This window comes from Mycobacterium sp. E3251 (assembly GCF_001666835.1).
Classification (GTDB): domain Bacteria; phylum Actinomycetota; class Actinomycetes; order Mycobacteriales; family Mycobacteriaceae; genus Mycobacterium.
Genome location: NZ_LZJF01000047.1, coordinates 1 through 18,574 on the forward strand (window position 1 = coordinate 1; position 18,574 = coordinate 18,574).

The following is an 18,574-nucleotide window of genomic DNA, read 5'->3' on the forward strand; positions in this document are numbered from 1 at the left end:
GTTGGCCGGATCCGTGCTGAACGTGTTCTTCGCCCGGTTCCACGAGATCTTGCCGCCGGCGAACTGCTGGGAGACGACGTCGCCGTCCACGGCCTGGTCGCCGACGGGCGCGCCCAGCTTGCCGGTCGGTCCGCGAAGCTTGTCCCAGGCCGCCTTCATGGCGCCGCGCACCACGAACGCGCCACGCTCCGACGTCCAGAAGATCACCGGTTTGTCGGCGCCCGAGAAGGTGACCATGCGGCTGGACGGGATGCCGCCGTCGGATTCGTTGGCGGTGGGGAAACCCAGGTCGCTGCCGGCGGGTCCGCCGAGCGACTCGTACTTGGCCAGGATGTTGCTCTCGACGGCGTTCGCGCCGGTGGCGGGGCTGAAATACACTTTGCCGTTGGCGAAGTCCTGGACGATTCCGTCGCCGCCGATCGGATACTGCGCGCCCTTCTTCGCACCTAACGGCCCATTGGGGCCGCCGGCCGCGCGCCAGGCCATGTTGATGGCCGCGGTGGGATCGATCGCCACCTGCAGGCCCTTCAACTGGTCGGCCAGTGCGGGCGGCTCGGTGGAGAACTGTTTCGTCTGCCTGTTCCACGAGACCTGGCCGCCGCTGAACTTCTGGGCGGACACCTCGCCGTTGTACGTTTCGTCGCCGACGGGGACCCCGAGGACGCCGCCCGAACTGCCGAGCTTGTCCCAGGCGGCGTTGATCGCGCCGCGCACCACGAACGCGCCGTGCTCGGGCGTCCAGAAGATCACGGGCTTATCGCTGGCGGAGAAGGTGCTCACGCGGCTGTCGGGTCCGGCGAGGCCGGGCACCTCGTTGATCGCGGGAAAGCCCAGATCGCTGCCCGCGGGTCCGCCCAGCATCTCGTATTTGTCCAGGATCGGCCCGTAGACGAATTTGGCGCCGGTCGCCGGGGTGAAGAACATCTTGCCGCCGTCGAAGTCCAGCGCGAAACCGTCCCCGGCGGGATAGACATCGCCCTTCCGGGCGCCCAGGGGTGAACCGTCACCGCCAGCCTTCTCCCACGCCGCCATAATGGCCGCCTCGGCGTCGCCGATGGGGGACGCCGCCGCAGGCGGCGCCAGCAAGGCGACGGCTATTGCCGTGGCGGTCAAGGTGACCAGCGCGCTTCCGACCAGCCTGCGCATGCGACCTCTCTGCCCGTTCACCAAGCCTCCCAGCCGACGGCTGCGCCCCTGTCAGCGGCTATGCCCGTACCTGCACAGCCGGCAAGCGGGCCGTAGTCCGACCGTGGGGAAACAACCCCGTTCCGATCCGCATTATCGCCGGGCTCGCATAACTTTGCTCCCGCATACGAAAAATGCGAAGTCAAATCACGAATAGTACAAAAACGGATACCACGCCGATGTCGAATCGATGCAGAGCCACGCTCAAATCGCGACCGGCCGCGCGGCGTATGAGTATTCGAGTCAAACCCCGAACCGGGCGTCCGCCTGCGCAATAACGCACGGCGGGCGCCGCGCGCTTTGGTTTCGCGCCCGCGCATGTTGCCGCACTTGCCGGAGTGGTCGACGGCGGCGTGCTTTTCGGCTCGACTACGCGCCATTACGCGGATGGCATACCCCGGATACATGTGCCCCGAACACATGGGCCGACGGTACGTGAAGCCATTAACTCGTCAGCGGTCTACCCGAAAAATCACCCCGCGTGGCGCGCATTGATGGGGTTTGCCGTCGCCGTGCGAATCGGCGTGATGGTGTTGTCGCTGTTAAGGCTAGACCCCGAGGCTGCGGCCGATGATCTCTTTCATGATCTCGGTCGTTCCGCCGTAGATGGTCTGCACCCGCGCGTCCAAATAGGCTCGGGCAACGGGGTATTCGCGCATGTAGCCGTAGCCGCCGTGCAGCTGCAGGCAACGGTCGATCAGGTGCACCTGCTTTTCGGTGGAGTACCACTTGGCCATCGCCGCCTGCTCCGCCGTCAGCTTCTTGTCCAGGTGCAGCCGGATGAACTCGTCGACCATGATGCGCACCACCGTCGCCTCGGTCGCCAGCTCGGCGAGCACGAAGCGGCTGTTCTGGAAACTGCCGATCGGCTTGTTGAATGCCTTGCGTTCCTTGGTGTATTGCAGGGTTTCTTCCAGCACCTGCTCCATCGCCGCGGCCGCCATGATGGCGATCGAAATCCGTTCCTGCGGCAGGTTCTGCATCAGGTAGATGAATCCCATGCCCTCCTGCCCCAGCAGGTTGTCGGCGGGCACCTTGACATCGGTGAACGACAACTCGGCGGTGTCCTGCGCGTCCAGCCCGATCTTGTTCAAGTGCCGGCCGCGTTCGAAACCTTCCATGCCGCGTTCGACAACCAGCAACGAAAAGCCCTGCGCCCCTTTGTCGGGATCGGTCTGCGCCACCACGATCACCAGGTCGGCATTGATTCCGTTGGTGATGAACGTCTTCGCGCCGTTGAGCACGTAGTGGTCGCCCTGCTTGACCGCGCGCGTCTTGATGCCTTGCAGGTCGCTGCCGGTTCCCGGCTCGGTCATCGCGATCGCGGTGATGGTCTCGCCGGTGCAGAACTTCGGCAGCCAGCGCTGCTTCTGCTCTTCGGTGGCCAGGGCCAACAGGTACGGCGCCACGATGTCGTTGTGCAGGCCGAAGCCGATCCCGCTATAGCGACCGGCGGTGGTCTCCTCGGTGATGATCGTGTTGTACCGGAAGTCGGGGTTGCCCCCGCCGCCGTATTCCTCCGGCACCGCCATGCCGAGGAAGCCCTGCTTGCCGGCCTCGAGCCACACGCCGCGGTCGACGATCTTCGACTTCTCCCATTCGTCGTGATGGGGTGCGACGTGGCGATCGAGGAACGCCCGGTAGGACTCACGGAACAGGTCATGCTCCGCCTCGAAAAGAGTGCGCTGGTACTTGACGGCACTGCCCATGTGGATGACCTCCGGCGACTGGAAACTCTGTCGCCCAACATATACCAACCAGACGGTTGGTCGGCGGCCGGCGGGTCCGGTCGCCGGGAGATCAGCGCGCCGAGAACTCCTGCAGGCGCCCGGCCAGCGCCACCGGTACGCGGGCCTTGATCCGGGTGCCGTCGGGGTTGTGCTCCTCCTGCTGCACGCGACCGTCGGCGTGCAGCCGGGCCACCAGGTCACCGCGGTGGTAGGGAATCACCACGTCCACCGCGGTGTCGGCGGGAACGGCCAGCTCGCCCATCCGGCGCCGGAGCGCGTCGATGCCCTCGCCGGTCCTGGCCGAGACGAAGACCGCGCCGGGCAGCGCGTGGCGAAGCTTGGCCAGGGTCAGGCCACTCGCGGCGTCGACCTTGTTGACCACCACCAGCTCGGGTGGTGGGTCGCCGTCGTGGTCGGCGATGACGTCGGAGATCACCGCGCGAACCGCGTTGATCTGCGCCAGCGGGTTGGCATCGGAGCCGTCGACCACATGCAGCAACAGGTCGGCGTCGACGACCTCCTCCAGCGTGGAGCGGAACGCCTCGACCAGCTGGGTGGGCAGGTGCCGGACGAACCCGACCGTGTCGGTGAGCACCAGCGGGCGGCCGTCTTCGAACTCGGCGCGCCGGGTGGTGGGCTCCAGCGTGGCGAACAGCGCGTCCTGTACCAGCACCCCCGCGCCGGTCAGCGCGTTGAGCAGGCTGGACTTGCCCGCGTTGGTATAGCCGACGATGGCGATCGAGGGCATGTCGCTGTGCAGGCGGCGGCTGCGCTGAGTGTCGCGGACCTGCTTCATGTCCTTGATCTCGCGGCGCAGCTTGGCCATTCGTTCGCGGATGCGGCGGCGGTCGGTCTCGATTTTCGTTTCACCGGGACCGCGCAGGCCCACGCCTCCCCCGCTGCCGCCGGCGCGGCCACCGGCCTGCCGGGACATCGACTCACCCCAGCCGCGCAGCCGCGGCAGCATGTACTCCATCTGGGCCAGCGATACTTGCGCCTTGCCCTCCCGGCTGGTGGCGTGCTGGGCGAAGATGTCCAGGATCAGCGCGGTGCGGTCGATGACCTTGACCTTCACCGCCTTCTCCAGCGCGGTCAGCTGCGCCGGGGACAGTTCACCGTCGCAGATCACCGTGTCGGCGCCGGTGGCCAGCACCACCTCGCGGAGCTCCTGGGCCTTGCCCGAGCCGATGTAGGTCGACGGGTCGGGCTTGTCGCGGCGCTGGATGAGCCCCTCGAGCACCTGGGAACCGGCGGTCTCCGCCAGGGCGGCCAACTCGGCCATGCTGGCCTCGCTGTCGGCGGCGGTGCCGTCGGTCCACACGCCGACCAGGACCACGCGCTCCAGCCGCAGCTGGCGGTACTCGACTTCGGTTACGTCGGCGAGTTCGGTGGATAGACCGGCGACGCGGCGCAGCGCCGACCGTTCTTCCAGGGCGAGTTCGCCGGTGCTCGGCTCCGGCACAGCGGGATTGGAGAATTCAGGATGTGTCATAGGCAATACAAGATGATGCACGGCGGATCGGCGTCGTGCACTCGAATTAACGTCGCTGCGCTTCCCACCATTCCCCGCTGATCTCCCCGTGTGCCACCAACACCGACGGGCCCCTCAGGTAGCTGGTGGCGTCGGTGATGGTGACGACGACATCGCCGCCCGGCACCCGCACCGTCAGTGTGCCGGTGTCCGCCCCGCCGGCGGCCAGCGCGGCCACCGTGGCCGCGACCGTGCCGGTGCCGCACGAGCGGGTCTCGCCCACGCCCCGCTCGTGCACGCGCATCCGCACCGCGCCGCCGGCCGGTGCCGTGAGAACTTCGATGTTGACCCCCTCCGGGAACTGGGCGTGGTCGAAGCTGACCGGCGCCGCGACGTCCAGCCTTGCCAGCCGCTCGGCGGTCAGGTCGGGATCCACACACGCCAGGTGGGGATTGCCCACGTCGACCGCCAGGCCGGAGAACCGGTGGCCGCCGACCGTCGCCTCGCCCGGGCCCAGCGTGTTCGCCTTGCCCATGTCGACGGTGACGTCGGCATACGTGGCGTCGACCCGGTGCACGGTGACCGGTCGGGGGCCGGCCTGCGACCCGACCACGAACTCGTCCCGGGACTCCATCCCGCTGGCCCGCAGGTAGTGCGCGAACACCCGGACGCCGTTGCCGCACATCTGGGCGACGGAGCCGTCGGCGTTGCGGTAGTCCATGTACCAGTCGGCCGAGCCCACGCCGTCGGGCAGCCGGTCGAGCACGCCGGCCGAGAGGGCGGCGCCGGCGGTGGTCACCCGCAGCACCCCGTCGGCGCCCAGCCCGCGCCGCCGGTCGCACAAGGCGGCCACCCGGGCCGCGGTGAGCTCGAGCGTGGCCTCCGCGTCCGGGAGCACCACGAAGTCGTTCTCGGTGCCGTGGCCCTTTGCGAAAATCACCTGCTCAGGATACGTGGCCCCAGACTCGCAGCGCTTCGTCGACCAACCGCGCGCCATCCGCGGCGTCCAGCCAGTGGACCCGGTGGTCGCGGCGGAACCACGACCGCTGCCGTCGCACGTAACGCCGGGTGCCCACGTAGGTCTGTTCCCGCGCGTCGCGCAGTCGCTCGGCGCTGCCCCCGGCGTCGAGCGCCTCGATCACCTGGGCGTAGCCGAGGGCGCGCGACGCGGTGACCCCGTCACGCAGGCCCTCGCCGAGCAGCGCGCTCACCTCGCCGACCAGGCCCTGGTCGAACATGGCGTCGGTGCGACGGGCCAACCGCTCGTCCAGAAGCGTTGTCTCGCAATCCAGTCCGACGATGGCGGCGTCCCACCTCGCCGGGCCGATGCGTGGTGCGGACGCGGCGAACGGCCGGCCGGTGAGCTCGACCACTTCGAGCGCCCGCACGGTGCGCCGCGCGTCGGTGGGCAGGATGGCCGCCGCGGCGGCGGGGTCGCGCCGGGCCAGCTCGGCGTGCAACCCGCCGACCCCGACCTCGGCCAGCCGCCGTTCCCAGCGCGCCCGCACGGCGGGGTCGGTCGCCGGGAACGACCAGTCATCGAGCAGCGACTGGATGTAGAGCATCGACCCGCCCACGATGATGGGCACGGCGCCGCGGGCGGCGATCGCCTCGACGTCGGCCGCGGCCGCGCGCTGGTAGCGGGCGACGGTCGCGGTCTCGGTGACGTCCAGGACGTCGAGCTGGTGATGCGGGATCCCGCGGCGTTGGTCGACGGGAAGCTTGGCCGTGCCGATGTCCATCCCGCGATAGAGCTGCATCGCGTCGGCGTTCACGATTTCGGCGGCACCCTCAAGCCGTTCTGCAAAGTCGAGCGCCAGCTGCGACTTGCCGGTTCCGGTGGGGCCGATGATCGCCAGTGGTCGCACGGCCACCTCAGAGCTGCCAGGCGCCGGCGAAGTAGCCCACGCCGAAGGGGGCACCCCGGTACAGCTCCTTGGCCGACCGCGGCCCGGGCTCGGCCAGGCCGGCCAGCACCTGAAAGGCGACCCGGCCCAGGATCTGCCGCGGCAGCCGCGCCAGGGCGGCGATGTCGCCGGTTGCCAGCGCGTCGTCGAGGGCGGCCTGCGCGCCGGCGTTGCCCGGGTCGAATCCGCCGGGTGCGGCCGGCGTCAGGGTGTTCGCGCCGTCGGCCACGACCAGCACGCCGATCGGCTCGGGTGACCGGTCGATGTCGGCGCGCAGACGTCGCCCCCGGGCCAGCGCGGCTTCGGCGTCGTGGTCGGTGGAGTACACGCGGGCCTGCGCGGTCGCATCGGGCCGGGCCTGGCCCCGGACCCAGCCGGCCAGCAACGCGCACACGGGCAGGTCGGCGGGCGCCCCGGAGGGGGCGTGCGGGGAAAATCCGACCCGCACGTCGACGCCGAAACCCCCGAATGAGCCGGCCGTGTCGGGGCCGAAAACATCGTCGCGCCCGGCGGTCCCGATCACGGTCCAGCGCGCGGGCAACAGGGCCGCCGCCGCCAGCACCGCGGCCGTCAGGTCGGTCACCTCCGCGGCGGCCGCTCCGGCGAGCTCGGGCACCAGCAGCGGAGCCGAGGGAACGATGGCAATGCCGCTGAGCACGCCACCAAACTAATGGTTCACCGACGCGTGCGCTCAGGCCTCCGCTACCGCGACCACCGGGCCGGTGCTAAAAGGGTCGGCCTCGCCCTCCGCGGGCGACCACCCGTCCTCCATGAGGCTTGCGTCGTCGCGGCCAACCTCCGCGACCATCGTCGCGGCCTCGCCGCGGGCCAGCGCGACCGTTGCCACGATCACCACCGCCACCGCCGCGAACAGGACGAAGACCTTGGGCCCGTCGGCATTCAGTGTTTCACCGAGCACGAAGATGCCGAGCAACCCGGCCACGACGGGCTTCGCGACGGTCATCGTCGGCATCGAGGCCGTGAGCGCGCCGGCGCGGAACGCCGACTGCTGGAAGATCATCCCGGTCAGGGCCAGCAGTAGCCAGGGCACGAACTCGGGGGCGCTCAGCACGGCCAACGGGCCGTCCTCGCCCACCTCGACGATGCCCTTCGTGAGCACCGCGAACAACGCCAGCGCCGAACCCGCCACCACCGCGAGCAGCGCGGCGGCAAAGGGGCTGCCCGACCAGATCCGCGCGGCCACCACACACGCCACCAGCAGCGGCACCATCACGGCGGCCACCACGGCCCACGTCCCGACCGGTGCGCGCTGATGGCCGGACGCCGGGTCGCCGACGATGATGACCACCGCCAGGGCGCCGGCCAGGACGACCGCCCAGACCCACTCCCAGCGCGTCACCCGGCGCTTGGTCAGCCGGGCGTAGATCGGCAGGGCGAACAGCAAGGCCGTCACCTGAAGCGCGGTCACCAACACCACCGAGCCCCACGCCAGGGCCCCGGCCTGCAGGCTGTAGTTGACGATCGCGGCCAGGCCGCCCAGCCACCACCGCGTGTCCCGCAACGACATGCGGAACAGCTCCAGGTGGCCGACCTCTTTGTCCGTGATCTCCTGCGCCGAGCGCTGACGGATCACGTCGCCGACCGCGGACGCCAACGCCGCGCACAGCGCTATCAGCGCGGCGACATCAACCTTCGACATGAGCGACCCCTCACCTCACGACTAAGCCCCGACCAGCTTTCCCTGGGGTGCGGGGAAATACACCCAAAATTTGCGATCAGTTCAACAACGACTGTATGACGTCGACCACGTCGCGGCTGCCCGACCGGTTCACTCAACTGTTGATACGTCATGAACCTAAGGGCCGCCTGTGGAAACCGCGGCGATTCGGTTACACCTCGGGCGGCTACGCCGGTTGCGCGGCGGTATCCCCGAGCCGCGCCCGGACCCGGTCGCGCGTCGCGGAGGCGTCGACGCGGGCGAGTTCGACCGTGGCGGCCGTCATCACCAGCGCCGCCACCGCCAGCGCCAGCATTCCGGCGCGGCCGGTGCCGAGAGTCTCGCCGAGGACGACGACGCCCAGCAGGGCCGACACGACCGGTTGGGACACCTCCAGCGTCGGCATCGACGCGGTCAACGAGCCGGCCCGAAAGGCCGACTGCTCCAAGGCGAAGCCCGCCAGCGCGACCAGCAGCCAGGCGTACAGCTCGGGTGTCCGGACCACGGCCCAACCGCCGTCGCCGAACCGATGGACGACGCCCTTGGCGAGCACCGCGAAGACGGCCCACAGCGACCCGGAGACGAAGGCGAGCAGCGCCGCGGCCAGGGCGCCGCCCCAAATCCGGGCGGCCACCACGCAGCCGACCAGCAGCGGCACCAGCACCGCCGCCACGACGGCCCACGTCCGCAGCGACGCGGTCGAACGGCCAGCCTGCGGGTTGCCGACCGTCACGATCACGGTCACCGCGGCGGTCAGAACGACGGCCCAGGTCCACTCCCGGACGGTGACGGCGCGATCGGCCAGCCTCGCGCTGATAGGCAACGCGAACAGCAGGGACAACACCAGCAACGCCTGGACCAGCAGCACCGAACCCTGGTCCAGCGCGGCCGCCTGCAGCACGATGCTGACGACCAGCATCAGGGCGCCCCACCGCCACCGCCGGTTCCCCAGCAGCCTGCGGGCGAGTTCGAACTGCCCGACCGACGTGTCGGTGATCCGGTGCGTCGCGCGCTGCTGCAGGACGTCGCCGATCGCCACGCAGAGCGCGGACGCCAACGCCAGCAAGGCGGCGAGGTCCGTCTTGGCCATGGTTTCTCCGTCGGAGTCGGGATACGGACAACTTCATACCCGTTGTGTCCGGGCGGACGCATCCTGAGCGAGAAGAACAAGGGTGGCGGCGCATGGGCCGCCAAGCTGCTTGAATACTGTTAAGCAGCTGTTGGGAGAGCCGATAAGGCCGGCCCACGGCCGCAGCAGACGGTGCCGCTACGCGCGGCAGGTGCGCGGGATACCGACCGCGCGAAGGGTAGGTGACGAGCGCATGACGGCTGACGAACCACACGGCGAAGACCTGGCCGACCCGGTGGCCCAACCGGTTTCGCGCCCGGTGCCACGCCCTGGACCACGTCCCGGGCCCCGGCCGTCCGGTCCGGGGCCGCGGCCCACGACCCACCCCATACCGGCCATACCGGCGCCCCCGCGCAGCGATCCGCATCAGTTCGGGCGGGTCGACGACGACGGGACGGTGTGGCTGATCACCGCCGCCGGCGAGCGCATCGTCGGCTCCTGGCAGGCCGGCGACCGAGAAGCCGCCTTCGCCCACTTCGGCCGCCGCTTCGACGACCTGAGCACCGAGGTCACGCTCATGGAGGAGCGGCTGGCGGCCGGAACCGGTGACGCCCGCAAGATCAAGGCCCACGCCACAGAACTGGCCGAAACGTTGCCGACGGCGTCCGTGCTGGGCGACATCGACGCGCTCGCCCGCCGGCTCACCAGCCTCATCGACCAGGTCGAGACCACCGTCGCGCAGGAGCGCTCCCGCCGCGACGAGCATCGCGCCACCCAGACCGCGCGCAAGGAGGCGCTGGCCGCCGAGGCCGAGGAGTTGGGCGCCAACTCGACGCAGTGGAAGGCGGCCGGCGACCGGCTGCGGGCCATCCTCGACGAGTGGAAGACCATCAACGGCCTCGACCGCAAGGTCGACGATGCGCTGTGGAAGCGCTATTCGGCGGCGCGGGAGGCCTTCAACCGGCGGCGGGGATCGCATTTCGCCGAACTGGACCGCGAACGGGTGGGAGTCCGGCAGGCCAAGGAGCGGCTGTGCGAGCGCGCCGAGGAGTTGTCCGATTCGACGGACTGGACCGCAACCAGCGCGGAATTCCGCAAGCTGCTCACGGAGTGGAAGGCGGCGGGCCGGGCGGCCCGGGACGTCGACGACGCCCTGTGGCGGCGGTTCAAGGCGGCCCAGGACGTCTTCTTCGCGGCCCGCAACGCGGCGACGGCGGAGAAGGACGCCGAACTGCGGGCCAATGCCACCGCCAAGGAGGCGCTGCTGGCCGAGGCGGAGAAGATCGACACGAGCAACCACGACGCGGCCAGGGCGGCGCTGCGGTCGATCGCCGACAAGTGGGACGCGATCGGCAAGGTGCCGCGGGAGCGGTCCGCCGAATTGGAGCGCCGGCTGCGCGCCATCGAGAAGAAGGTGCGCGATGCGGGCGAGGCCGATTGGTCGGACCCGCAGGCGCAGGCCCGCGCCGAGCAGTTCCGCACCCGCGCCGAACAATACGAGCAGCAGGCCCAGAAGGCCGCGGCTGCGGGCCGTACCAAGGAGGCCGAAGAGGCCAAGGCCAACGCCGAGCAGTGGCGGCAGTGGGCGCAGGCGGCCGCCGAGGCGTTGACCCGCAAGCCCTAGGCTTCGGGCTCCCCGGGGGCCGCGCCGTTCGGCTGTCCCCGGCGGTTCGGGGCGTCGGGCCCGTCGTCCAGGCTGTCGAGCAGCGTCATCGACTGCTGCTGCGCCGCGACGCGGCGCCGTTGTTCCTCGGCCGCGAGTTGCACGATGGTGCGCGACCACACCACCCGGGCCCATTGGTAGATCAGCGTGAGGACGATGATCCAGGCCACGATCAGCCCCAGCCCCGGGCCCGGATGCCCCGCCGCCACCGTCTGGCGCGACCAGATGGCCAACAGTCCCGCCGCGCCGGCGAGCGCCGAACCCGCCAGCGCGATCCAGGCCAGCGCCCAGCGCCGGGTGACCAAGGCCAGCATCGAGAAGCCGACGCCGAACACCAGCGTCAGCCAGGCGAACACCCGCGACGGCAGCGCCACCGCGGCGGCGCCGGCCCCGTGGCTGCTGAACAACACGTCCCAGCCGCGCACCGCGCCGGTGTGCGGCAGGATGAACGATCCCAGCAGCACGAAGACCAGGATGGCCACGACGAAACCCCGTGGGCCCGGGTCGAATCCGCGCGCCACGCGGCGCTCGGCGGCCTCGATTTCGGTGCGCAGGGCGTCGAGGTCGGGGTGTTCTTCGTTCATCGGGCACATCCAAGGGGTTCGGTCGGGCCGGCGGGCGGTCCGACGGCGGGCATGCCGAGCCTGATGCCGGCCGGGCGCTGCCCGGCGGCGTGTGCGTCCCCCGCGCGGGTGCGGCGATGGCTGAGGACGCCGGCGTCGGCGATGAGGTGGTGCGGCGCGGCCTGCGTGATGACCGCGGTGACGATGTCCCCCGGTCGCACCCGGTCGTCGGCGTGGAAGTGCACCAGGCGACCGTCGCGGGCGCGGCCGGTCATCCGCGCCGTGCGGGTGTCCTTGCGTCCCTCGCCGGCGGCGACCAGCAGCTCCACGGTCTGGCCGACCAGCGCGCGATTGCCCTCCAGCGAGATCTGCTCCTGCAGCTCGACCAGCCGCTCGTAGCGTTCCTGCACAACGGCTTTCGGGAGCTGCCCGTCGAGCTCGGCGGCCGGGGTGCCCGGCCGCTTGGAGTACTGGAAGGTGAACGCGGCCGCGAACCGGGCCTGCCGCACCACGTCCAGGGTGGCCGCGAAGTCCTCTTCGGTCTCACCGGGAAACCCGACGATCAGGTCGGTGGTGATGGCGGCGTGCGGCATGGCCGCCCGCACGCGGTCGATGATGCCGAGGTAGCGCTCGGCGCGGTACGAGCGCCGCATCGCCCGCAACACCCGGTCGGAGCCCGACTGCAGCGGCATGTGCAGGGCGGGGCAGACATTCGGCGTCTGCGCCATGGCCTCGATGACATCGTCGGTGAATTCGGCCGGATGCGGTGAGGTGAACCGCACCCGTTCCAGACCGTCGATGTCCCCGCAGGCCCGCAGCAGACGCGCGAAGGCGCCGCGATCGCGGGGCAGCGCCGGGTCGGCGAACGACACCCCGTAAGCGTTGACGTTCTGGCCGAGCAGCGTGACCTCGAGCACGCCGTCGTCCACCAGCGCCCTCACCTCGGCCAGGATGTCGGCCGGGCTGCGGTCGACCTCCTTGCCCCGCAGCGAGGGCACGATACAGAAGGTGCAGCTGTTGTTGCACCCGACGGAGACGGAAACCCAAGCGGCGTAAGCCGATTCGCGTGCGCTCGGCAGCGACGACGGGAACGCCTGCAGCGACTCGGCGATCTCCACTTGGGCGACCTTGTTGTGCCGCGCCCGTTCCAGCAGCGTGGGCAGCGATCCGAGGTTGTGCGTGCCGAAGACGACGTCGACCCAGGGTGCCTTGCGCAGCAACGCGTCCCGGTCTTTCTGGGCCAGGCAGCCCCCGACCGCGATCTGCATCTCGGGGTTTCCGCGCTTGCGCGGCGCCAGGTGGCTGAGGTTGCCGTACAGCTTGTTGTCGGCGTTCTCGCGGACCGCGCAGGTGTTGAAGACGACCACGTCGGCGTCGGCGCCCTCGACCGCCCGCTGGTAGCCGGCCGCTTCCAGCAGACCCGCCAACCGCTCGGAGTCGTGGACGTTCATCTGGCAGCCGTAGGTGCGCACCTGGTAGGTACGCGCCCCCGAAACGTCTCGGGCCACCATCGAAGTCACGGGGCCATGGTACGGCGACCGGTCGGCGGGCGAGAAACCGCACGTCACCGGGCTAGACCCGGCGGCGATCCCGTTCGGCGGCCAGCTCGGCGAGGACGACCTCGCACGCGAGGTTCTGGCTGTAGCCACGGCGCGCCAACATCCCGACCAGCCGGCGGGTCACTCGCGCGTCATCGCCGTCCAGCGTTTCCCGGCGCAGTCTGGCCCGCACCAACTGTTCGGCCCGGTCCCGCTCGGCGCCGGCGTCGATCGCGGACAGCGCCGTGGCGATCACGTCTTTGTCGACACCTTTGGTTCGCAATTCGGCGGCCAGGGCCCGCCTGCTCTTCGCCCGGCGGGACTGCACCCACTGTTCGGCGAAATCGCTGTCGTCGACCAGGCCAACGGCGGCGAGCCGGTCGAGCACGGCATCGCTGACGTCTTCGGGGTAACCGCGTTTCGCCAGCTGGCCGTGCAGCTCGGCCCGGGTGCGCGCCCTCGCGGTGAGCAGGCGCAGGCACAGCGTTCGCGCCTGCTCCTCGCGAGAGGGCTCAGAAATCGACGGGGGCGGGCAGGACGCTGTCATTTGAGGGGTCATCGGTCACGACCGCGCCAATGCCGAGCTTCTCCTTGATCTTCTTCTCGATCTCGTTGGCCACCTCGCCGTTTTCCATCAGGAAGGTGCGGGCATTCTCCTTGCCCTGACCGAGCTGCTCCCCCTCGTAGGTGAACCAGGAACCGGACTTGCGGATGAAGCCCTGCTCCACGCCCATATCGATCAGCGAACCCTCGCGGCTGATCCCCCTGCCGTAGAGGATGTCGAATTCCGCCTGCTTGAACGGCGGCGACACCTTGTTCTTGACGACCTTGACCCGGGTGCGGTTACCGACCGCGTTGGTGCCGTCCTTGAGCGTCTCGATCCGGCGCACGTCCATGCGCACCGACGCGTAGAACTTCAAAGCCTTACCGCCCGTGGTGGTTTCCGGGCTGCCGAACATCACCCCGATCTTTTCCCGCAGCTGGTTGATGAAGATCGCGGTGGTTCCCGAATTGTTCAGCGCGCCAGTCATTTTCCGCAGCGCCTGGCTCATCAGCCGGGCCTGCAGACCGACGTGGCTGTCCCCCATCTCGCCCTCGAGCTCCGCGCGCGGCACCAGCGCCGCCACCGAGTCGATGACCAGGATGTCCAGCGCGCCGGAGCGGATCAGCATGTCGGCGATCTCGAGGGCCTGCTCCCCGGTGTCGGGCTGGCTGACCAGCAGGGAATCGGTGTCCACGCCCAGCTTCTTGGCGTAGTCCGGGTCCAGAGCGTGCTCGGCGTCGATGAACGCCGCGACGCCGCCGGCGGCCTGGGCGTTGGCCACCGCATGCAGGGCGACGGTGGTCTTACCCGAGGACTCCGGGCCGTAGATCTCCACGACCCGGCCGCGGGGCAGGCCGCCGATGCCCAGGGCCACGTCCAGTGCGATGGATCCGGTCGGGATGACCGAGATCGGCTGACGCATCTCGTCGCCGAGACGCATCACCGAGCCTTTGCCATAGCTCTTTTCGATCTGGGCCATCGCCAGTTCGAGAGCCTTCTCGCGGTCGGGGGCTTGCGTCATGGTGCCTCTCCTATAGTTCGGTGTGTTCGGTGACCGGTATCGGTCGGTTGGCCGTGACACTAGAGAAGGCCACCGACAAGTTGACTCACCGAACGTTCCCCACAGTAGCCGAACACCTGTTCGATTCAAGCGGACACGCCGAGGCCCACCACACGTATGGCGACATCTGCTGCCGAAAGGCGCCGACGGGCCAAGTCTCAGGGGGCCGGAGCGAAGCCAGGGCGGCCCGCCACTGTGTGACCGCCGGCGCTTCCTCACCCACCACCGGGGCGGATCTCCCCTGAAGAGCTTGGTTTCTCATTAATGGACATCTCCGCTGAGCTGGCCGAAATATCTTGCTACAAAGGGTTTTTCGCGTTGCCCGTGGGTGGCGATGCGGCGGGATGGCATCCGGTCGGGCGGTCCTACGCCGACGGCTGCACCGACCTGATCGACGCCACCGCCAAGCGCTATCACACGACGGAACTGCGCGTCGCCGCCTCATTGGTTCACCTCGGCCACGCCAGCCGCCTGTGGTCGCCCGTGCTCGCATGCGCGCTCGGTCACGGCGTCGTCCCCGACCTCAGCGACTTGCAGCGCGCCGACGACGGGGCGCAACTGCGGCTGCCCGCGCCCGTCGGGATCCCCGCCGACTCACCTGAGGTGCTCTACCGGGTGGTGGTGCAACAGCACATGGAGCCGCTCGCCGCCGGCCTGCGGGTCAAGCTGGCGCCCGCCCTGCTGGCGGGCAATGTCGCCTCCGCGCTGACCGGAGCCGCGCGGGCCCTGCTCGCGGCGCGGCCCGACCTCGGCCCGCGGATCGCCGCGATGACCCATGCGCTGCTGGGTATCGGCGCACTGGCCGGATCCGGTGTCACGGGCCCACACCTGAGCTTCAAACGCCGGAGTTGCTGCCTCTTCTACCGGCTGCCGGGCCGGTTCGTCTGCGGCGATTGCGTGTTCGAGGCGCCCCCGCCGAAGCGGGCTTAGGCGTCGCGTCGTTTGCCCTTGTGGTGCAGGGGTATCTGAGCGTCATGTCCACAACCGCACCGCCGTCCCTGCGCGCCCTCGCGTTGACCTGCTCGTTGAAGAAGAGCCCGGAGCCGTCGAGCACCGAGCTGATCGCCGATCAGGTGCTGGCTCAACTGCGCAAGGCGGGGGTCGACGGCGACAAGGTGCGCTGCGTGGACCTGGCGCTGCTGCCCGGCGTGGAAGCCGACATGGGGCCGGGCGACGAATGGCCGGGGCTGCTGGCGAAGATCACCGCGGCGGACATCGTCGTGCTGTCGACGCCCACCTGGGTCGGCCACATGTCCAGCGTCGCGCAGCGCGTGCTGGAGCGCCTCGACGCCGCGATCTCCGACAAGGACGACGCCGGACGGCCCCGGATGGTCGGCAAGGTGGCGCTGGCGGCGGTCGTGGGGAACGAAGACGGCGCACACAAGATCGTCGCCGACCTCTTCCAGGCGCTGAACGACATCGGATTCTCGATCCCCGCTCAGGGGTGCACGTACTGGAACGGCGAGGCCATGCAAGGGACGAACTTCAACGACCTGGACGAAGTGCCGGAAGCGGTGGCCGCCACCACCGCAACGGCGGCCCGCAACGCCGCCCACCTCGCGGCCCTGCTGCGGCAGAACGAGTACCCGCCCTACGAATAGGCGTCACCACTGATCGCGCGGCACGTCGAAGTCGACGCACAGGGCCCGCCACACGTCGCGGGGCTCGGCCCCGTCCTCGATCGCCTGGGCGGCGGTGCGGCCGTCGAAACCGCTCAGCACATGGTCCGCGAGCACCGAAGAGCCGTACGCCGCACCGAATCGCAGGACGACGCGTTCGTTGAATTCCGTTAGCCGCACGCCAGCAAGATACCCACCGGGCAGCGATAGGACACCGGCCGCGTTACCGCCAGCTGGCCGGCAGGTCGATCAGGTGGTTGGGGCAGAAGTCCTGGACGGCCTCGGACATGGTGGTCCGCGCCCGCTCCGCCGACATTCGGGAGCGCAACTGCATGAACGCGTATTCGGCCGGCGCGTAGCCCTGCTCAGCGGCCGCCGGGTCGTCCATCAACTGGCAGGCCTGCTGCTCGGCGCCGCTGTCGGCGTGCGCGACGCCCGAGCCGAACATCATCGCGGCAAGAAGCAGCGCGCCCGCGGCGATCGTCCTCATTGCCGATGCCCTCCTTTCGCGAACCGCCCGATCATCCCGTCCGAGCGAGCGCTTCATGACACACCTGGACCGGATCGGCCACGCCGACGATGCTAGCGGCGGCGGCTTGGGCGGCTTCCCGATAACGCGGCGACGACAGCACGTCGTTCACCGCAGCCACCAGCGCCTCGGCGGTCAACGGCCGGATCAGCCGTCCGCTGCCCTGCCGGACCACCCGGTTCGCCATCTCCCACTGATCCCCGCCACCGGGCACCGCCACCAGCGGCACCCCCGCCAGCAGCGTCTTGGCCACCATGCCGTGGCCGCCGCCGCAGATCACCAGGTCGGCGTGGCGCAACAACTCGGCCTGGCTGCCGAGCCCGACCACCGCCCACGGCGGCACCCGCAGATCCGCTCCCCCCAGCCGCGAGACCACCAGCCGCGATCCGGCCGGCAACGTCTCCCCCGGCCGCAGGCAGGCCAGCGCGACCTCCGCCAGACCCTCGGTCCCGGTCATCGCGGTCGACGGCGCGACCACCAGCACGGGCCCGGAGCCCGCCGGGATTTCCAGCACCCGATCGGTCGGTTCGAAGTGCAGCGGACCCACCAGCACGGCCTCCGCCGGCCAGTCCGGCCGCGGCACCTCGAGGGCGGGCAGCGTGGCGATCAGCCGCCGCAGCGGCCCGGGATCGCGAGCCGGCAGCCCGATCTCGACCCGCACGGCCGCGCGCTGCCGAAGGCCCGCGCGCCAGGACCGCGCGGTGAGCGCCCGCATCGTGGCGTCGCGGAGCCGGCCGCGCAGGCCGGTGCCCGGCGCCAGCCCGCTGCCTATCGGCGGCAGCCCCTTCGACGGCAGGTAGAGCGGGTGCGGGTTGAGCTCGATCCACGGGATGCCCAACAGCTCGGCGGCCATGCCGCCCCCGGCGGTGATGACGTCGGACACCACCAGGTCGGGCGCCAGGTCGCGCAGCGCCGGCACGTTGAGGACGGCCATCCGCGCCGCGCGCCGATGGATCCGGGCGCCGGCGTCGGCGTCGTCGTCGGTGGCGGCCAGCCCGTCCAGCGGGGCGGCGTCGATGCCGGCGGCGCGGGCCGTGTCGACCCACTCGGCGCCGGTGAACAGCGTGGGCTCATCGCCGGCGTGGGCGAAGCGTTGGCACAGCGCGATCGCGGGAAACGAGTGCCCGGGATCCGGCCCGGCGACCACGGCGACGCGCATCGGCCTTACCCTGCCACAGCGCGCCACCGAAACGCTCGCCTACGCTGGCACCCATGACCGAGCTGACTGGGACAACCGTTGCGAACACCCGCACGGTCGAGGGCTTTTTAAACGCCCTGCAGGACGCGGATTACGAGGCCGCCGATGCGGCGTTGGACGACAACCTCGTCTACGAGAATGTCGGGCTGCCGACGATTCACGGCCGCGCCAGGGCGATGAAGCTGTTTCGCCAGATGGACGGCCGCGCCGCCTTCGAGGTGAAGATCCACCGCATCGCCGCCGACGGCGGTGCGGTGCTCACCGAGCGCACCGACGCCCTGATCTTCGGCCCGCTGCGGCTTCAGTTCTGGGTGTGCGGCGTGTTCGAAGTCCACGACGGGCGAATCACGTTGTGGCGCGACTATTTCGACTTCTTCGACATGTTCAAGGCCACCCTTCGCGGCCTCGCGGCCGTGGTGCTGCCGTCGCTGAAAGCGACGTTTTAGCCCCTAGCTGGCGCCGCGCAAACCGCCGAGTTCGTCGAACGCCTGCGCCCAGCCGACCAGCCGGTCGGTTGCCCCGGCCAACTCGGCGCGGTAGCGCTGCGAGGCGGCCAGTTGGTCGCCGTTGGCCGAAGACACCAATTGGGCTGCGGCGGTGACCATTTCGTTGTACTGGCGAACGCCGGCGCTCAACTGCGCGGTGAACGCGTTGATGGTGGGCACCAAATACGCCCGCGATGATTCACTGGACTGCGCCGCCCGCTCCATCGACACCACCTCCGCGGCGGTGGCCGCCATGGCCGCGCTGGGCGCCTCCGAACGCGGATTCCTCTCGCTGCTGAACGTGATCGAGCGCGGTTCGATGTTGCCGACCGCCG

The 18,574-nt window shown here is 70.1% G+C and carries 18 protein-coding genes and 2 pseudogenes; 4 read left to right on the plus strand and 16 right to left on the minus strand.

All coding sequences use genetic code 11. The features are described from left to right. The 8 genes and pseudogenes from A5697_RS05930 to A5697_RS05965 form a co-directional block, all read right to left on the minus strand. A pseudogene (locus A5697_RS05930) lies at positions 1-1,167 on the minus strand (LGFP repeat-containing protein); the annotation flags it as partial. A 566-nt stretch (positions 1,168-1,733) separates the two neighbouring features. After that, entirely contained in the window at positions 1,734-2,894 is a 1,161-nt protein-coding gene (locus A5697_RS05935; RefSeq protein ID WP_067944875.1) for an acyl-CoA dehydrogenase family protein, read from the minus strand. A 91-nt stretch (positions 2,895-2,985) separates the two neighbouring features. Further along, positions 2,986-4,407: a GTPase HflX gene (gene hflX / locus A5697_RS05940; protein WP_067944874.1), complete on the minus strand. Its 1,422-nt coding sequence runs from the start codon at positions 4,405-4,407 to the stop codon at positions 2,986-2,988. 46 nt (positions 4,408-4,453) lie between these two features. After that, positions 4,454-5,326 (minus strand): diaminopimelate epimerase, encoded by an 873-nt coding sequence (gene dapF, locus A5697_RS05945; RefSeq protein WP_068008807.1) that lies wholly within the window; start codon positions 5,324-5,326, stop codon positions 4,454-4,456. A 4-nt stretch (positions 5,327-5,330) separates the two neighbouring features. After that, positions 5,331-6,254, minus strand: a complete 924-nt coding sequence (miaA, locus tag A5697_RS05950) for a tRNA (adenosine(37)-N6)-dimethylallyltransferase MiaA (RefSeq protein WP_068008827.1) — start codon at positions 6,252-6,254, stop codon at positions 5,331-5,333. Between the two features lie 7 nt (positions 6,255-6,261). Continuing rightward, positions 6,262-6,951, minus strand: a complete 690-nt coding sequence (locus A5697_RS05955) for a hypothetical protein (protein ID WP_068008810.1) — start codon at positions 6,949-6,951, stop codon at positions 6,262-6,264. Between the two features lie 33 nt (positions 6,952-6,984). Continuing rightward, entirely contained in the window at positions 6,985-7,953 is a 969-nt protein-coding gene (locus tag A5697_RS05960) for a DMT family transporter (protein WP_067944540.1), read from the minus strand. Between the two features lie 205 nt (positions 7,954-8,158). Then, entirely contained in the window at positions 8,159-9,061 is a 903-nt protein-coding gene (locus A5697_RS05965; protein WP_068008812.1) for a DMT family transporter, read from the minus strand. A gap of 232 nt (positions 9,062-9,293) precedes the next feature. Here A5697_RS05965 and A5697_RS05970 point away from each other — a divergent pair, with 232 nt between their 5' ends. Continuing rightward, positions 9,294-10,664: a DUF349 domain-containing protein gene (locus tag A5697_RS05970; protein WP_068008814.1), complete on the plus strand. Its 1,371-nt coding sequence runs from the start codon at positions 9,294-9,296 to the stop codon at positions 10,662-10,664. On the opposite strand, the gene A5697_RS05975 is transcribed toward A5697_RS05970, so the two are convergent. The 4 genes from A5697_RS05975 to recA all read right to left on the minus strand — a co-directional run bounded on the left by A5697_RS05975 (position 10,661) and on the right by recA (position 14,369). Beyond that, positions 10,661-11,296, minus strand: coding sequence for a hypothetical protein (locus A5697_RS05975; protein ID WP_369806077.1), 636 nt, complete (start codon positions 11,294-11,296; stop codon positions 10,661-10,663). The two genes, A5697_RS05970 and A5697_RS05975, sit on opposite strands and share 4 nt — an antisense overlap. Then, the gene (miaB, locus tag A5697_RS05980) at positions 11,284-12,777 is read right to left on the minus strand and encodes a tRNA (N6-isopentenyl adenosine(37)-C2)-methylthiotransferase MiaB (protein WP_197500930.1); all 1,494 of its coding nucleotides are present in this window, start codon (positions 12,775-12,777) and stop codon (positions 11,284-11,286) included. The genes A5697_RS05975 and miaB overlap by 13 nt, the downstream gene beginning before the upstream one ends. Before the next feature lie 61 nt (positions 12,778-12,838). Further along, positions 12,839-13,351 (minus strand): recombination regulator RecX, encoded by a 513-nt coding sequence (gene recX, locus A5697_RS05985; protein WP_067944545.1) that lies wholly within the window; start codon positions 13,349-13,351, stop codon positions 12,839-12,841. Then, positions 13,317-14,369 carry a recombinase RecA gene (gene recA, locus A5697_RS05990; RefSeq protein ID WP_067944546.1) on the minus strand — a complete coding sequence of 351 codons (1,053 nt, stop codon included), beginning with the start codon at positions 14,367-14,369 and terminating at the stop codon, positions 13,317-13,319. The genes recX and recA overlap by 35 nt, the downstream gene beginning before the upstream one ends. Positions 14,370-14,672: 303 nt before the next feature. Between recA and A5697_RS05995 the strand changes: the two genes are divergently transcribed. Further along, a complete protein-coding gene (locus tag A5697_RS05995; RefSeq protein ID WP_068008821.1) occupies positions 14,673-15,338 on the plus strand; it encodes a (2Fe-2S)-binding protein in 666 nt (221 codons plus the stop codon). Positions 15,339-15,382: 44 nt separating this feature from the next. Further along, positions 15,383-16,009 (plus strand): flavodoxin family protein, encoded by a 627-nt coding sequence (locus A5697_RS06000; protein ID WP_067944551.1) that lies wholly within the window; start codon positions 15,383-15,385, stop codon positions 16,007-16,009. A gap of 3 nt (positions 16,010-16,012) precedes the next feature. Here the strand turns inward: A5697_RS06000 and A5697_RS06005 are convergent, their stop codons facing one another. The 3 genes from A5697_RS06005 to A5697_RS06015 are packed head-to-tail and all read right to left on the minus strand — an operon-like array spanning position 16,013 to position 17,715. After that, the gene (locus tag A5697_RS06005; protein WP_197500931.1) at positions 16,013-16,231 is read right to left on the minus strand and encodes a DUF3046 domain-containing protein; all 219 of its coding nucleotides are present in this window, start codon (positions 16,229-16,231) and stop codon (positions 16,013-16,015) included. 19 nt (positions 16,232-16,250) lie between these two features. After that, positions 16,251-16,517 (minus strand): hypothetical protein, encoded by a 267-nt coding sequence (locus A5697_RS06010; protein ID WP_067944548.1) that lies wholly within the window; start codon positions 16,515-16,517, stop codon positions 16,251-16,253. A gap of 31 nt (positions 16,518-16,548) precedes the next feature. Then, positions 16,549-17,715 (minus strand): glycosyltransferase, encoded by a 1,167-nt coding sequence (locus tag A5697_RS06015; protein ID WP_067944549.1) that lies wholly within the window; start codon positions 17,713-17,715, stop codon positions 16,549-16,551. Positions 17,716-17,768: 53 nt separating this feature from the next. Here A5697_RS06015 and A5697_RS06020 point away from each other — a divergent pair, with 53 nt between their 5' ends. After that, on the plus strand, positions 17,769-18,200 hold the full coding sequence (locus tag A5697_RS06020; protein ID WP_068008824.1) for a limonene-1,2-epoxide hydrolase family protein: 432 nt from the start codon (positions 17,769-17,771) through the stop codon (positions 18,198-18,200). A 3-nt stretch (positions 18,201-18,203) separates the two neighbouring features. On the opposite strand, the pseudogene A5697_RS06025 reads toward A5697_RS06020, so the two are convergent. Next, positions 18,204-18,574, minus strand: a pseudogene (locus A5697_RS06025) (hypothetical protein); the annotation flags it as partial.